12 protein-coding genes are annotated in these 15131 nt (G+C 70.0%); 6 read left to right on the top strand and 6 right to left on the bottom strand.

Annotation, left to right across the window (positions count from 1 at the left end):
* Window position 1: 1 nt before the first annotated feature.
* Genes hpaD through AC0Z9V_RS16920 form a run of 4 tightly spaced genes read right to left on the bottom strand, consistent with a single transcriptional unit; the run spans window position 2 to window position 4796 of the window.
* Window positions 2-1078, bottom strand: coding sequence for a 3,4-dihydroxyphenylacetate 2,3-dioxygenase (gene hpaD, locus AC0Z9V_RS16905; RefSeq protein WP_208739302.1), 1077 nt, complete (start codon window positions 1076-1078; stop codon window positions 2-4).
* A gap of 36 nt (window positions 1079-1114) precedes the next feature.
* Window positions 1115-2656 carry a 5-carboxymethyl-2-hydroxymuconate semialdehyde dehydrogenase gene (hpaE, locus tag AC0Z9V_RS16910; RefSeq protein ID WP_485142206.1) on the bottom strand — a complete coding sequence of 514 codons (1542 nt, stop codon included), beginning with the start codon at window positions 2654-2656 and terminating at the stop codon, window positions 1115-1117.
* Window positions 2653-3336, bottom strand: a complete 684-nt coding sequence (locus AC0Z9V_RS16915) for a GntR family transcriptional regulator (RefSeq protein WP_485142207.1) — start codon at window positions 3334-3336, stop codon at window positions 2653-2655. Before AC0Z9V_RS16915 ends, hpaE begins: the two co-directional genes overlap by 4 nt.
* Entirely contained in the window at window positions 3333-4796 is a 1464-nt protein-coding gene (locus AC0Z9V_RS16920) for a fumarylacetoacetate hydrolase family protein (RefSeq protein ID WP_485142208.1), read from the bottom strand. The genes AC0Z9V_RS16915 and AC0Z9V_RS16920 overlap by 4 nt, the downstream gene beginning before the upstream one ends.
* Window positions 4797-4976: 180 nt before the next feature.
* On the opposite strand from AC0Z9V_RS16920, the gene AC0Z9V_RS16925 reads away from it, so the two are divergent.
* From AC0Z9V_RS16925 to AC0Z9V_RS16940, 4 genes are all read left to right on the top strand, one after another.
* On the top strand, window positions 4977-6893 hold the full coding sequence (locus tag AC0Z9V_RS16925) for an FAD-binding monooxygenase (RefSeq protein ID WP_485142209.1): 1917 nt from the start codon (window positions 4977-4979) through the stop codon (window positions 6891-6893).
* 1 nt (window position 6894) lies between these two features.
* Window positions 6895-7623, top strand: a complete 729-nt coding sequence (locus tag AC0Z9V_RS16930; RefSeq protein WP_459287764.1) for an IclR family transcriptional regulator — start codon at window positions 6895-6897, stop codon at window positions 7621-7623.
* A gap of 37 nt (window positions 7624-7660) precedes the next feature.
* Window positions 7661-8989 carry a phenylacetate--CoA ligase PaaK gene (gene paaK / locus AC0Z9V_RS16935; RefSeq protein ID WP_485142210.1) on the top strand — a complete coding sequence of 443 codons (1329 nt, stop codon included), beginning with the start codon at window positions 7661-7663 and terminating at the stop codon, window positions 8987-8989.
* A gap of 106 nt (window positions 8990-9095) precedes the next feature.
* On the top strand, window positions 9096-9773 hold the full coding sequence (locus tag AC0Z9V_RS16940) for an alpha/beta fold hydrolase (protein ID WP_485142211.1): 678 nt from the start codon (window positions 9096-9098) through the stop codon (window positions 9771-9773).
* A gap of 19 nt (window positions 9774-9792) precedes the next feature.
* Here AC0Z9V_RS16940 and AC0Z9V_RS16945 read toward each other — a convergent pair whose 3' ends face one another.
* Together AC0Z9V_RS16945 and AC0Z9V_RS16950 are read right to left on the bottom strand one after the other, a co-directional pair.
* A complete protein-coding gene (locus AC0Z9V_RS16945; RefSeq protein WP_485142212.1) occupies window positions 9793-11439 on the bottom strand; it encodes a thiamine pyrophosphate-binding protein in 1647 nt (548 codons plus the stop codon).
* 210 nt (window positions 11440-11649) lie between these two features.
* Window positions 11650-13008, bottom strand: a complete 1359-nt coding sequence (locus AC0Z9V_RS16950; RefSeq protein WP_485142213.1) for an MFS transporter — start codon at window positions 13006-13008, stop codon at window positions 11650-11652.
* Window positions 13009-13270: 262 nt separating this feature from the next.
* Here AC0Z9V_RS16950 and AC0Z9V_RS16955 point away from each other — a divergent pair, with 262 nt between their 5' ends.
* Window positions 13271-14119, top strand: coding sequence for an HpcH/HpaI aldolase/citrate lyase family protein (locus AC0Z9V_RS16955; protein WP_133081475.1), 849 nt, complete (start codon window positions 13271-13273; stop codon window positions 14117-14119).
* A 104-nt stretch (window positions 14120-14223) separates the two neighbouring features.
* Window positions 14224-15048: a DUF4397 domain-containing protein gene (locus AC0Z9V_RS16960; RefSeq protein ID WP_485142214.1), complete on the top strand. Its 825-nt coding sequence runs from the start codon at window positions 14224-14226 to the stop codon at window positions 15046-15048.
* Window positions 15049-15131: the final 83 nt, after the last annotated feature.

Below are 15131 nucleotides of genomic sequence, written 5' to 3' on the forward strand. Positions count from 1 at the left end.
GCTACAGCTGGGCGCCGAGTTTGAAGCCCTCGGCCTCGGCGCCGTCCTTGCGGGTGTAGGAGAAGCCGTCGGCGCCGACGGTGACCGCCATCTCGCTGCGTTCGTCGCGCTCGGTGACGGGCTGCGGGTTTCCGTCGAGGTCCAGGACGAGGGACGCCTCCGAGTACCAGGACGGCACGACGGCGTTGCCCCACCAGTCGCGGCGCTGGTTGTCGTGCACGTCCCAGGTGATCGTCGGGTTGTCCGGGTCCCCGGTGTAGTAGTCCTGGCAGTAGATCTCGATGCGGTGATCGTCCGGGTCGAGGATGTAGAGGTAGAAGGCGTTGGAGACGCCGTGCCGTCCGGGGCCGCGCTCGATGCGGTCGCTGATCCGCAGGGCGCCCATCTTGTCGCAGATCTGGATGATGTTGTGCTTCTCGTGGGTGGCGAACGCGACGTGGTGCATGCGCGGTCCGTTGCCGCCGGTCAGCGCGGTGTCGTGCACCGTCTGCTTGCGGTGCATCCACACCGCGTAGGTCACGCCGTCGGAGTCCTGGATGTCTTCCGAGACGCGGAAGCCGAGGTCCTCGAGGTACGCCCGGCCGCGTGGCACGTCGGGGGTGACCTGGTTGAAGTGGTCCAAACGGACCAGTTCGCCCGCCGAGTAGAGGTCGTAGCGCTGGGTGAGGCGCTCGACGTGCTCGACGTCGTAGAAGAACTCGTAGGGGAAGCCCAGCGGGTCCTCGACCCGGACGGAGTCCCCGACGCCCTTGGTGAAGCCGTCCGCACGGCGTTCGGTGCGGCAGCCCAGTTCCCTGTAGTAGGCCTCGGCGGCGTCGACCTCGGCCGGTGACTTCACGCGGTAGGCGAACGCGGCGACGGCGGCGACCGGTCCCTTCCTCAGGACGAGGTTGTGGTGGATGAACTCCTCGAGGGACCGCAGGTAGATGGCCTCGTCGTCCTCCTCGGTGACGTGCAGGCCGAGGACGTCGACATAGAATGCGCGGGAGCGTGCGAGGTCGGTGACCACGATCTCCATGTAGGCGCAGCGCACGATGTCCGGAGCGGGAACCGAGGGCGTGGGTACGGGATTCGTCATGGGATTCTCTCTTCGTCGAGCGAACGGGGTGGGGGCTCAGCCTTCGGCGGCGGCGGCGGCGTCGATGCTGCCGAACCTGGGGGTGTGGACGGTGCCGAGGGTGATGTGGACGGCCTGCTGGTCGGTGTAGAAGTCGATGGAGCGGTAGCCGCCCTCGTGCCCGAGACCCGAGGCCTTGACGCCGCCGAACGGGGTGCGGAGGTCGCGGACGTTGTGGCTGTTGAGCCACACCATGCCCGCTTCGACGTTCGAGGAGAAGGTGTGGGCGCGGGTGAGGTCCCTCGTCCAGATGTAGGCGGCGAGCCCGTACCGGGTGTTGTTCGCGAGTGCCAGGGCCTCGTCGTCGGTGTCGAAGGGGGTGATGGCCACCACGGGACCGAAAATCTCCTCCTGGAAGATCCGCGCGTCGGGGGCCACGTCCGCGAACACGGTGGGGGCGATGTAGTTGCCCTCCGGGAGGTGCTCAGGGCGTCCGCCGCCGGCGAGCAGCCGGCCCTCGGTCTTCCCGATCTCCACGTAGGAGGCCACCTTGTCGAAGTGCACGGGATGCACGAGGGCCCCGACCTCGGTTTTCGGGTCGTGGGGATCCCCGACGACGATGGCCTTCGCGCGCGCCGCGTACTTCTCGCAGAACGCGTCGTAGACCGGGCGTTCGACGAGGATCCGGGAGCCTGCGGTGCACCGTTCGCCGTTGAGGGAGAAGACTCCGAACAGGGCCGAGTCGATGGCGGCGTCGAGGTCCGCGTCGGCGAAGACGACGCAGGGTGACTTCCCGCCGAGCTCCATGGAGAGGCCCTTGAGGTTCGCCGCGGCGTTCCGGAAGATCGTCCGGCCGGTGGTGGTCTCGCCGGTGAAGGAGATCAACGGGACGTCCGGGTGCTTGACGAGGGCGTCGCCGGCTTCCTCGCCGAGCCCGTTGACGAGGTTGAACACGCCGTCGGGCAGGCCGGCGTCCCGAAAGATCTGCGCCCACAGGGAGGCGGAGAGGGGCGTGAACTCGGCGGGCTTGAGGACCACCGTGTTTCCCGTGGCGAGGGCGGGAGCGAGTTTCCAGGATTCCAGCATGAAGGGTGTGTTCCACGGGGTGATGAGCCCGGCGACGCCGATGGGCTTGCGGTTCACGTAGTTGATCTGGGAGCCGGGGACCTTCATGGCGTCGTCGAACTGGGCCACGATCAGGTCCGCGAAGAAGCGGAAGTTCTCCGCGGCGCGCAGCGCCTGGCCCTTGGCCTGGGTGATGGGCAGGCCCGTGTCGAAGGTCTCGAGTTCGGCGAGCCGGGACTCCTGGGCCTCGACGGCGTCGGCGATCCGGTTGAGGACCCGGGCACGTTCGCGGGGCTTCATGCGGGGCCATGGCCCGTTGGTGAAGGCCTCCCGTGCGGCCGCCACCGCTAGGTCGATGTCCTCCTTCTGCCCCGCCGCGGCCGTGGCGTAGGTGGTGTTGGACACCGGGTCGAGGACCTCGAAGGTCGCACCGCCCACCGAATCGACGAAGCGTCCGTCGATGTAGTGCTGGATGGAGGTCGGCAGGTCCTCCGGCACGTAGTGTGTCGTGGCCGCGTCGATGGGGCTGGTCATGGCATTTCCTCACTGGTGTGTGCGCCGGTCTGCGCGAGATAGGCGTCGAGGGTGGCGCTGCGATGGAGTCTCGCCGCGCGTTCGATGGCGTCGGCCTCCGCTCCGCCCGCGATGAGCCGGAGGAGGGCGTCGTGTTCCTCGACCGACTCGTGGGCCCGGCCGGGGACGAACCGGAACGTGGAGGAGCGCAGCGACGCGAGGCGGTTCCAGCCGCGGTGGACGAGGTCCAGGATGTGCGGATTGGGACAGTTCTCGAACAGGACGGAGTGGAAGTCCTGGTTGAGCCGGGTGAAGCGCACGGGGTCGAAATGGTCGAGGCAGGCACGCATCTCCTCGTTGACGGCGCGGGCCCGTGCGATGTCCGCCGGCCCGATGAGCGGAGAGGAGAGCGCGGTCGCGGCTCCCTCGACGATGCTCAGGGTCTGCATCGTGTAGAGGTACTCGGTGGGATCGATGCCCGCGACGGTCGCACCGACATTGCGCTCGAAGGTCACCAGTCCCTCGGCCTCGAGCCGCCGGATGGCCTCGCGCACCGGGACCACGCTCACCCCGAGGTCGTCGGCGATCTTCGCGAGCACCAGGCGGAAACCGGGGGAGTAGGTGCCGTCGACGATGCGGGCCTTGACCGCGGAGTACGCCTGTTCGGATTTGCTGCCGGAGGCCGTGCCCGTCCTGCTCATGCCCGCTTCCCCGCGTCCTGTTCCTCGAAGCGCGCCCGCCACTGCGCGTTCATCGGATAGAGGCCGTCCACGCCGTGACCCTGCCGGACCATCTCCGCGATGAAAGCCTCCTCGCGCTCCTGCTGCAGGGAGTCGTCCGCCAGGTCCTCGGCGAGCGCGGGAGGGATCACGAGAATGCCGTCCGCATCGGCGACGATGATGTCGCCGGGCTGCACGGTCGTGCCGCCGCAGGCGATGGTGATGTCGGTGTCCCACGGGATGTGCCGGCGCCCGAGGACGGCGGGGTGCGGATTGGCGTAGTACGTCGGGATATCCATGCCGGCGACGGTGGAGAAGTCGCGGACACCGCCGTCGGTGATGATGGCTGCGGCTCCACGGACCTGTGCCCGCAGGGCGAGGATGTCGCCGATGGTTCCCGTGCCGGTCTCGCCGCGTGCCTCCATGACGAGGATCTCGCCCTCGTTGACGGAGTCGATGGCACGCTTCTGGGCGTTGAACCCACCGCCGTGCGCCGCGAAGAGATCCTCGCGGTTCGGGACGTAGCGCAGGGTGCGGGCGAGACCGACGACGCGGCGGTCCGGCCGGGTCGACTGCAGGCCGTCGATGCTCACGTTGTTCAGCCCGCGCTTGCGCAACTGCGAGGACAGGGTGGCGGTGGCCACGCTCCCGAGTTTGGCGCGGAGTCCGGCGCTCAGGACCGACGCCGGTTCCGGGAGGCCGGCGGCCTCCCGGGAGCCGTAGGCCTCCTCCCGCTGGACGTCGTCGGCCCTGGGGCCGGCGCCGAAGCCTGCGAGCGGCGTCGTGCCCTCCTCCACGCGGGTGGCCAGCCGGCCGGTCGAGAGGGTGCCGCCGGACGCCGAGACCTCGACCTCGAGCGTGTCGCCCGGCTGTGCGACCGAGGCGCCGGCCGGTGTGCCGGTGAGGATGATGTCCCCGGTCTCGAGGGTCAGGAGCTGCGACAGGTCGGCGACGAGGCGCGCGAAGGGGAAGAGGAGGTCCGCGGTGGTGTCGTCCTGCACGAGCTCCCCGTTGTGCCAGGTGCGGATGCGCAGGGCGGCAGGGTCGAGATCGCCGGCCGGGATCAGGCCCGGACCCACGGGTGTGAAGCCGTCACCGCCCTTGGACCGGAGGTTCGAGCCCTTGTCCGCGTAGCGGAGGTCGTAGACCCCGAGGTCGTTGCTCGCCGTCACCCAGGCCACATGGTCCCAGGCCTGCTCGAGGGATACGCGGCGGGCGGGACGGCCGATGACCAGGGCGATCTCGCCCTCGAAACCGAGGAGTTCGCACCCGGCGGGGCGTTCCACCGCTGCACCGGACAGCGAGAGCGAGGAGGGCGGCTTGAGGAAGTACGACGGCTGATCGGGTGTACGACCACGCTGCGCCGCCCTGCTGGGGTAGTTGATGTGCACGGCGATGACCTTGCGGGCTGCGGCCAGGACGCCGTCGTCTACCAGTTCCACCCGTGGCTCCTCATCGAGTACGAAATCGTATACGAAGGTTAGGCAGGACGTGGTGGAAGCGTCAAGGGGAGTTGTTGGGCCCGCCATCGGGGGCTAGCATCGCTTCACGAAAGAAGAACCGCCCGTTCGATTATCGAACCGACCCGCTTGGCAACCATCACGACGAAGTGAGGACAGCCCGTGCAATTCCACCACCACGGTTACGTGTCGGGTGATCCCCGCGTCCAGCCTGCCGCCGGCACCGGGCTCGACCGGCCGGAGGAACTCCCCGACGAGGTCGACGTCCTCATCATCGGCACCGGCCCGGCAGGCATGATCACCGCCGCCCAGCTCTCCCAGTTCCCCGGCATCTCCACGCGGATCGTGGAGCGCCGGCCGGAGCGGTTGGCGATCGGGCAGGCCGACGGCATCCAGGCCCGCAGCGTCGAGACGTTCCAGGCCTTCGGGTTCGCCCAGCGCATCACGGAGGAGGCCTACCGGATCGTGGAGATGGCCTTCTGGAAGCCGGACCCCGAGGACGCCTCGCGCATCGTCCGTACGGCACGCCCCGAGGACGATCCTGCCGGGATCAGCGAATTCCCCCACCTCATCGTCAACCAGGCCCGCGTCCTCGACTACTTCGCCGAGGTCATGAAGAACGCGCCCACGCGCATGGTGCCCGACTACGGCTACGAGTTCGCGGACCTCGAGGTCGACGACGACGCCGAGTACCCCGTCCGGGTCACGCTCGTACACACCGCGGGTGAGCAGGAGGGCGCTGCGCGCACCGTCCGGGCCAGGTACGTCGTGGGGGCCGACGGCGCCCGCAGCAGGGTCCGCCAGGCGATCGGCTGCACCCTCGCAGGGGACCAGGCCAACCATGCGTGGGGCGTCATGGACGCCCTTGCCGTCAGCGACTTCCCCGACATCCGCCGCAAGTGCGCCATCCAGTCCGGGGCTGGCGGCAGCATCCTCCTGATCCCGCGCGAGGGTGGACATCTGTTCCGGATGTACGTGGACCTCGGGGAGGTGGACCCGGCCGACAAGGGCGCGGTCCGCGCCACGACGGTGGAGCAGATCATCGCGAAGGCCAACCAGATCCTCAGCCCCTACACACTGGACGTGCGCGACGTCGCCTGGCACAGCGTCTACGAGGTGGGCCACCGCCTCACCGACCGGTTCGACGACGTCCTGCCGGAGGAGCTGGGAACACGCACACCGCGTGTCTTCATCACCGGGGATGCGTGCCACACGCACAGCGCGAAGGCGGGCCAGGGCATGAACGTCTCCATGCAGGACGGCTTCAACCTCGGGTGGAAGCTCGGCCACGTGCTCGAAGGCCGCAGCCCCGAGGACCTGCTGGCGACGTACTCCGCGGAGCGGCAGGTCGTCGCGCAGGAGCTCATCGCGTTCGACAGGCAGTGGTCCACCCTCATGGCGAGGAAGCCGGAGGAGTTCGCCGACCCCTCCGAGCTGGAGGACTTCTACGTGCGGACCGCGGAGTTCCCCGCCGGCTTCATGACCCAGTACGCGCCGTCCATCCTCGTCGCGGAGCCCGCACACCAGGACCTCGCTGCCGGCTTCCCGATCGGCAAGCGCTTCAAATCGGCCCCGGTCGTCCGGGTCTGCGACGGCGTCCCCATGCACCTGGGCCACCACGCCACGGCGGACGGCCGCTGGCGCATCTACGTCTTCGCCGACGGCGCGGAAGCGGGCACCGATTCCCTGGTGTCGGGATTCGCCGACTGGATCCGCACGGCTCCGGACTCGCCGCTCGCGGCCACCCCGCCGGGCGCGGATCCGGATGCGTGGTTCGACGTGAAGGTCGTCTACCAGCAGGACCACACCCGCGTGGACATCGGGCGCGTACCGTCGGGATTCAAGCCCGCCGTGGGACCCTTCGGACTCACCGACTACGAACGGGTGTACGCCGCCGACCCGCACGCGGACATCTTCGACCTGCGGGGGCTCGACCGCTCCGGCGTCGTCGTCGTGGTCCGACCCGACCAGTACGTCGCGCACGTGCTGCCGCTGGCCGGCACCGCCGGCCTCGCGGAGTTCTTCGCCCCGCTGCTGGTGGCCCGCTCGGACCGGCGCGCAGGACGGGCGTTCGCCTGACATGCGCACGGCGGACGCGGAGCACGGAACCACGACGGCGGCCCCGCCGGCATCCCAGACGCTGTCACGGGGGATCCGGGCACTCGAGCTCCTGGCGGACGCACCGGACGGACGGACGACGGCGGAAGTCGCCGGGGCACTCGGCGTCCACCGCTCCATCGCCTACCGGATCCTGAGGACGCTCGAGGAACACTCCCTGGTGGTCAGGGACGCGGGTGGACGGTTCAAGGCCGGCCCGGGACTCGCGAACCTGGCCCGGGGAGTCGCGCCCCGGCTGCAGACGGCCGCACTGCCGGAGCTCACGGCCGTCGCGGGCGAGCTGCAGATGACCGCGTTCATCGCCGTGTGGGACCGGCGCCACTGCGTCACCCTCGTGGCCGTGGAGCCGCCGCACGGCGAAGGCACCCTCGTCCAACGCCCCGGCTCACGCCACCCCTTCGACGCGGGGGCGCCCGGCATCGCCATCCAGTCGGCGCTCACCGAGGCCTCCTGGGAGCGCCTGGCGCCGGGCGAACCGTACCGGGCGGAGTCGAGGACCGCCGCCACCGTCGGGTACGCCACGAGCCGGGACGAGGTCATCCCGGGTGTCAGCAGCGTCGCGGCCCCCATCCGGGTCCGCGGCCAGCTCCCCGCGGCGCTCGCCGTCGTCTTCCTGGCCGGCGACCGACCCCTCGAGGACATCGGTTCCCGCGTCGCCGCGGCGGCGAACGCCGTCGAGTCCGTCCTCTGATGCCCGCCCCCCTGACCTGATCTGCGAAGGAGCAGCCATGACCACCCTCCCACTCCGCGCGAGCGCAGCGGATCCTGCCACCCTCGACGTCGAGGAGACGTGGTCGCGCGACCACCTGGAGACCGTCCAGCTTCAACGGCTGAAGTCCACCCTCGCCCACGCGTACGCGAACGTGCCCCTGTACCGGCGGAAGTTCGACGACGCCGGCGTGCACCCGGACGACCTCCGCGAGTTGGCGGACCTCGCGGCCTTCCCCTTCACCACCAAGGAGGACCTGCGCAGCACGTACCCGTTCGGCATGTTCGCCGTGCCGCAGGAGCGCATCGCGCGCGTCCACGCGTCGTCGGGCACGACCGGCCAGCCGACGGTCGTCGGGTACACCGCCGGGGACCTGGACCGCTGGGCCTCGCTGGTGGCCCGCTCGCTGCGCGCCTCCGGGGTGAAGGCAGGCTGGAAGGTCCACAACGCCTACGGCTACGGGCTGTTCACCGGCGGGCTGGGCGCCCACGCAGGAGCCGAGCGGCTCGGCTGCACCGTCATCCCCATCTCCGGCGGGCAGACCGAGCGGCAGGTGCAACTCATCCGGGACTTCGAACCGGACGCGATCCTCGCCACGCCCACCTACCTCCTGACGATCCTCGACACGATGGCCGCCGCGGGCATCGACCCGCGCACGACGTCGCTGAAGACCGCGGTGCTCGGGGCCGAGCCGTGGACGGAGGGCATGCGCCAGGAACTCGAGGGACGCATGGGTTTCGACGCCTGTGACATCTACGGCCTGTCCGAGGTCATGGGCCCCGGCGTGGCCGGTGAATGCGTGGAGTCCAAGGACGGCTCGCACGTGTGGGAGGACCACTTCCGCCCCGAGATCATCGATCCGTTCACGGAGAAGGTGCTCGACGACGGTTCGGCGGGCGAGCTCGTCTTCACCTCCCTGACGAAGGAGGCGCTGCCGATCATCCGCTACCGCACCCACGACCTCACCCGCCTGCTGCCCGGCACCGCACGACCGGGGATGCGCCGGATGGAGCGCATCACGGGTCGGAGCGACGACATGGTGATCGTGCGTGGCGTGAACCTCTTCCCCACGCAGGTCGAAGAACTGGCCCTGGCCATCCCGGCCCTGAGCCCGCACTTCCAGCTCGAGCTCACGCGTCCCGAGGGCCAGCGGATGGACCAGCTGACCGTCAAGGTGGAACCACGTGAGGGCGTCAGTGCTGCCGACGCCACCGCGGCGGCGGAGGAGCTGCGGCACCGGATCAAGACGCACATCGGCTCCACGTGCGCGGTCGCCGTCGTCGAGCAGGGGTCCCTCGTGCGGTCCAGCGGGAAGCTCAGGCGGATCTACGATCTCCGGCCCCGCTGATCCCACCGGTTCCATGCGGGACCCCGACCGATGGTTTCCGGGGCCCCGGTACGTCTACAGGTGACGACGCCGGTCCGGGGCGTCCCGGCCGATGGGAGTGGACACCATGACGACGTTCGTACTGATCCATGGAGGAGGCTCGACCGCCTGGGACTGGCACCTCGTGAGCGGGGTGCTGCAGGAGTCCGGTCACGACGTGGTGGCGGTGGACCTGCCGACCGAGGACGCCGGCGCGACCCTCGGGGACTACACCACCACTGTCGGCTCCGCTGTCGGCTCCGCTGCCGGCGGGAGCCGCGACGCCGTCGTCGTCGGGCATTCCCTGGGCGGATTCACCGCACCGTTGGTGTGTGACGCACTGGGCGCCGCCGGCCTCGTGTACCTCGCCGCGATGATCCCGCTGCCGGGTGAGTCGTTCGCCGACTGGTGGACGAAGACCGGGCACGATTCCGAGGAGATCGCCGACGACCCCGAGGTGCTGTACTACAACGGCGTGCCGGACGAGCTCGCCCGCGAGGCACGGGCCCGGGAGCGTGACCAGCAGGGCGCCTGGCTGTCGCTGCCGTGGCCGGGCCGGCACCCCGAGGTCCCCACGATGGCGATCCTGTGCCAGGACGACCATCTCTTCCCCGCCCCCTTCATGCGACGGCAGGTGCGCGAGCGCCTCGGGATCGAACCGGTGGAGATCCCCGGCGGGCACTACGCGGCCCTCGGCAATCCCCGGGCTGTCGCATCGGCGCTCGACGGCTTCGCCCGCCGGATCGCCCCGGCGCCCACCGGATGAGGTGCACCACCGGTCGGCCTCAGCGGCTTCCGGTGGCGACGGCGACGATCTCCTGCATGTACGGCGCCACGACCTGCTGCGAGATCTTGCAGTCGAGCAGGAGGACGCCGTCGTCGTCGGAGGCGAGCCAGTCCTCGACGGCGGTGAGGTCGCCGAGGGAGGCGATGGTGGCGGACCGGGCCCCGAAGGCGGCGGCGACGGCGGCGAAGTCGACCTCCTCGATCATCATCGGCCGGGAGTCGATGCCGCGGACGGCATACTGGTGGATCTCGGCTCCGTAGGCGGCGTCGTTGAAGACCACGATGACCGCGCGTCGAGCGGTGCGGATGAACGAGTCGAGGTCCGCGAGCGCCATGAGGGCACCGCCGTCGCCCGTGCACAGGACGATCGTGGAGTCCGGCAGGGCCCGGGCCGCCCCGACCGCGCTGGGGAAGCCGAGGCCGATGGTCTGGTACGCGGTGCCCACCATGATCAGGCGGTTCGGCGCGGGAACGTGCAGGTAGCCCGGCGCCCAGCCGATGAAGTGGCCGCCGTCCTGCACGATCGTGCGGTCGGCCGGCAGCATCCGGTCCAGCACGCGGCACAGGCTCCGGGGGTCGAGGCGGCCGTCGGGGGCCGTCGGTGCACCGTCGTCGCGCGCGTCGTGGGCGCGCAGTGCGGCATCGGCTGCGATGGTGCTCCAGCGGTGGGCTCCGTCCCGGGGTTCGACGGCGGCGAGGAGCGCCTCGGCGGTGAGCCTCGCGTCACCCCGGACGAAATCGGTGACGGCCGGTGAGGTGGGGCCCGCGGCGACATCCACCTGGACGACCCGGGCGGTCGGGCCGAAGGAATGCCCAAAGCGCGTCGTGAACTGGTTGAGGTGCGCGCCGAGCACCAGCACGACGTCGGCCTGTTCGATGAGGTGCGCGGTGCGCTCCGACGCCCAGCCACCGGCGATACCCAGCGCACCCGCGTCGTCGCCGAACAATCCGGCGCCGAGACCGGAGGTCGCGGTCAATGCACCGAGGCTCCAGGCGAGGGCACGTACCGCCTCTCCGGCTCCGCTCACCCACGCACCCCGGCCGGCCAGGACGAGGGGGCGCTCGGCCGACGCGAGGATCGCCGCGACGCGTTCGGCATCCTCCCCGGTCGGCGGGTCGAGGGGCGCGGCGGCAGGTGCGGGAGCGGCGTCCTCCTCCAGGGCCTCGGCGGCCGCGAGATCGTAGGGGATCGCGAGGACCACGGCCTCCCGGTGACGCAGGGCATGGTCGACGGCGGCCGCCGCGACGGCCCGGGGACGACCTGCCGAGACGGTGAACGTGGTGGCGCCGAGGCCCTTGGCCACCTGGGACTGGTCGACGTCCCACGGGCGCATCCCTGCCGTGGGCGCATCCCCGACCACGAGCACCAGCGGGATGCCGGCCTGGACCGCCTCGGCGAGAGGGGTCAGGGCGTTGGTGAATCCGGCACCGTAGGTGGTGGTCGCGACGGCGAGCCGCCCACTGGCACGGAAGTAGGCATCGGCTGCGGCGACGGCGCCGGCCTCGTGCCGGACGGCGGTGTAGTGCAGGGCCGGTGCGGCCAGGACGGCATCGAGGAAATGGGCGTTGCCATTGCCCATGACGCCGAAGACCTCGGAGGTGACGGGCAGGAGGGCGGAGACGATGCTCGCGGAGACGGTGGCCATCGGGAATCCTTCAGGGCGAAGTCCCCGAGCGGCGATGGTGCAGGCACACGGTCAACCCGGAGGACTTGGTGGGTGAGTTCCGTATGTGCCTCGGGCGACGGCGCCCTTATTGCCTCTTTTTCAGGCACGGCGCCCGTGGCGCCCGACGCTCGCCACTATAGCGGAAGGACGGGTGGCACCCACCCGTCCTTCCGCGCACCCGTGGATCGGCTACGGGGTGACGCGGGCGTCCGCATCCTCCGTCTCCGCCTCGAGCGGTGCACCCTTCGTCTCCCTCACCATGCTCGCCCCGATGAACGAGATCACGCAGAGCACCATGATGTAGATGCCGATCGACCCGGACCAGCCCGTGCTCCCGAGCAGTGCCTGGGCGATGAGTGGCGCGAAGGCCCCGCCGAGGATGGCGCCGAGTGCGTAGCCGATGCCGATGCCGGAGTAGCGGACGTTCGCGGGGAACATCTCGGCGTACATCGCGGACATGGGGCCGTAGGACAGCCCGAGCCCGATGGTCAGGATGAAGATGGCGATGCCGTAGGCCCAGATGTTGCGGGTGTCGATCATCATGAACATCGGGATCATCCAGACGAAGATGAGTGCATACCCGATCTGGAACGTGCGGACGCGTCCGATCCGGTCCGAGAGGATGCCGCCGTAGAGGGTGAAGATGAGCCAGCCGAAGGAGGCGAGCAGCGTCGCCAGGAGCACGGGCGCGGCCGGCATCCCGAGGCTCTTCTGGGCGTACGAGGAGAGGAAGGCGATGACGAGGTAGCCGGCGGCGTTGTTGCCGATGAAGATGACCGCGGCGAGGACGACCTGCTTCTTGTTGGTCCTCAGCAGGCTCCGCAGGGGAGTGGCGGTGTCACACTTGCGCTCGATCATCCGCTTGAACACGGGAGACTCGGCGACGGCGGCGCGGATGAAGTAGCCGACGACGATCAGGACGACGGAGAGCAGGAACGGGATGCGCCAGCCCCATTCGAGGAACGCCTCGGGGGACAGGGAGCTGCGCAGCAGGAACAGGACCAGGGTGGCCAGGATCATGCCGACCGGGACGCCGATCTGCGGGTAGGCCCCCCAGAAGCCGCGCTTGGCCACGGGTGCATGCTCGACGGCCATGAGGGCCGCGCCGCCCCACTCCCCGCCGGCGGAGAAGCCCTGCAGGATGCGCAGCAGCATGAGGAGGATCGGCGCCCAGACGCCGATCTGCGCGTAGGTGGGCAGCAGCCCGATCAGGGCCGTGGATGCGCCCATCATGATGAGCGTGAAGACGAGCATCGCCTTGCGGCCCATCCTGTCGCCCAGTCGGCCCGCGATGACCGCGCCCAGGGGTCGGAAGAAGAAACTGATACCGATCGTGGCCCACGCGACGAGCTGGGCGAGCCCGGGGCTCTCCGTCTCCAGGGGGCCGAAGTAGACGGTCGCGAAGACGAGTCCCGCCGCCTGGGCGAAGATGAAGAAGTCGTACCACTCGATGGTGGTGCCGACCATCGTCCCCGCGAGGACCTTGCGGTCGGCAGCGGTCATGCCCCGCCGTCCGGTGGGCTCTGCCCGTTCTGAAGCCAATGCCATGAAAAACCCCTTTGTCTTTCGGTGCGTGCTGCTGATCCTCCCGGGCGGTCGACGTCCGGAGGAGGCGCCGGGGCGCCATCGAGTACGAAATCGTATACGAATGGTAGGCTCCGTGCAGGGAGCGGTCAAGGGTCCTTCCCCACGCTCGCCGGGACGCCGGGAACCCGGACGCCGCTCCGGTGAGCCCTTTTGGTCGTAGTGTTCACGGACCGCACCCTGTCTCCGGTGGATAATGCCCCACAGTCCTCAGTACTGTTTGAGCATGGCCACCTCCCTCAGAAACAGCCGCGCAGCCGCGCTTCCCGCGAAGCTCTCCCGATCTTGGCTGCTGGCGTCCGCTGCTTCCGAGGACACGTTCATCCCGGCCCTCACGTCCGAGGCCGATTCCGTGGTGTTCGACATGGAGGACGCCGTTCCCGCGGCGGGCAAGGCCGAGGCCCGCGAGCGCGTGGTCGAGGCGCTGTCCACCGGCATGACGGCCTGGGTGCGCGTCAACGGCATCGAGACCGAGTACTGGGCCGAGGACCTCGCGGCCCTCTCGAAGGCACCGGGTCTCCGCGGCGTCATGCTGGCCATGACGGAGAAGCCCGAGCAGGTGACCCACACGGCCATGCGCCTCCAGGCGGGTACGCCCGTCCTCGCCCTGATCGAGTCCGCGCTCGGCATCGAGAACGCGACGGCGATCGCCAGCGCGCCCGGTACCTTCCGCCTGGCCTTCGGCGTCGGCGACTTCCGTCGCGACACCGGTGCGTCCGATGATCCGATGGCGCTCGCCTATGCGCGTTCCAAGCTCGTGGTCGCCTCGCGCGTCGGGCAGTTGCCCGGCCCGATCGACGGCCCGACGGTCGGCGCCCTGGGAGAGGAGCTGCTCGAGGCCTGCAAGGTCACGGCTTCCATGGGCATGACCGGCAAGCTGTGCCTGCTCACGGACGCGACCGACACCATCAACCGGGGACTGTCGCCCAGCGAATCAGAGATCAACTGGGCTGCTGAACTGCTGCGTGAGCACGCCGCGGGTGCCGTGGTGGGCGACGGCTCCTACCTCCCCCGCCTCGCACGGGCGCAGAAGATCTCCTCGCTCGCCGACTCCTACGGTCTCTGGAACGCCTGAGCCGGAAAGATTCCTCGTCCTCCTGCATCCAAACGGCTGCGCCTCCGGGTATTACCGGATGTCAGTGGAAACAGCCCCCGAAGGGGCCGGATCGAGGAGATGTCATGCACAGAAGCCTGTACGCCGTAGGAGCCGCCGCAGTCGTGGGAGCAGCGTCCATCGCTGCTCCGGCAACGGCCGCAGAAACACCAGCCGTCGCATCGCTGTCGGTGCTTCACGGCGTTCCTGATCTCACCGTCGATGTGTACGTCAACGGTGCCCTCACGCTGGACGACTTCGCTCCCGGCGAGCTGGCCGGTCCGCTGGAGTTGCCGGCGGGGGCCTACCAGCTGGCCGTCACGGCGGCGGATGCAGCCGACGCGAGCGCGCCGCTCATCGGTCCTGTCGACGTCGACCTGGCGGCGGGCGGGAACTACACCGCGACCGCCAATCTCGATGCCGAGGGGAACCCCACCGCGAATTTCTACACCAACGACCTCTCCACCGTCGAGGCCGGCAAGACGAGGGTCACGGTCCGCCATGTCGCAGCCGCCCCCGCCGTCGACGTCCTCGCAGGGGGAGCGCCGATCCTCCAGAACCTCAGCAATCCGGGTGAGGCATCCCTGACCACGGACGCCGGCACGGTGTCGGCAGCGGTGGCTGCCACGGGCACCACCGCTCCGGTGATCGGCCCTGCGGACCTCACCCTCCCCGAAGGCACATCGACGATCGTCTACGCCTGGGGAAGCCTCGAGGCGGGGAACCTCGCGCTGGCCACACAGGTCATCGAGGGCCTCCACTCCGCTCCCGGTGCCGTCCCCGGCGGTCAGTCCGGCCTCGCGGCAGAGGACGACAACGGAGCCGCCGTCGGCATCGGTGCCTTCCTGCTGGTGCTGCTCGGCGGTGCGGCAGCGGTCTCCCGCCGGCGGGCCGTCCGGGTCTCCAGCTAGCCGTGGGGGGGGGGGGGGGGGGGGGGGGGGCCCCCCCCCCCCCCCCCCCCCAACCAAGTGGATTGGCAGGACAAGAAAACGCG

The organism is Arthrobacter sp. UYP4 (assembly GCF_057291175.1).

Coding starts and splice junctions, on each gene's coding strand:
- paaK (WP_485142210.1), top strand. CDS start 7,661: ATGACCACCCTCCCACTCCGCGCGAGCGCAGCGGATCCTGCCACCCTC.
- AC0Z9V_RS16950 (WP_485142213.1), bottom strand. CDS start 13,008: ATGGCATTGGCTTCAGAACGGGCAGAGCCCACCGGACGGCGGGGCATG.
- AC0Z9V_RS16945 (WP_485142212.1), bottom strand. CDS start 11,439: ATGGCCACCGTCTCCGCGAGCATCGTCTCCGCCCTCCTGCCCGTCACC.
- hpaD (WP_208739302.1), bottom strand. CDS start 1,078: ATGACGAATCCCGTACCCACGCCCTCGGTTCCCGCTCCGGACATCGTG.
- AC0Z9V_RS16915 (WP_485142207.1), bottom strand. CDS start 3,336: ATGAGCAGGACGGGCACGGCCTCCGGCAGCAAATCCGAACAGGCGTAC.
- AC0Z9V_RS16960 (WP_485142214.1), top strand. CDS start 14,224: ATGCACAGAAGCCTGTACGCCGTAGGAGCCGCCGCAGTCGTGGGAGCA.
- AC0Z9V_RS16955 (WP_133081475.1), top strand. CDS start 13,271: ATGGCCACCTCCCTCAGAAACAGCCGCGCAGCCGCGCTTCCCGCGAAG.
- AC0Z9V_RS16940 (WP_485142211.1), top strand. CDS start 9,096: ATGACGACGTTCGTACTGATCCATGGAGGAGGCTCGACCGCCTGGGAC.
- AC0Z9V_RS16930 (WP_459287764.1), top strand. CDS start 6,895: ATGCGCACGGCGGACGCGGAGCACGGAACCACGACGGCGGCCCCGCCG.
- hpaE (WP_485142206.1), bottom strand. CDS start 2,656: ATGACCAGCCCCATCGACGCGGCCACGACACACTACGTGCCGGAGGAC.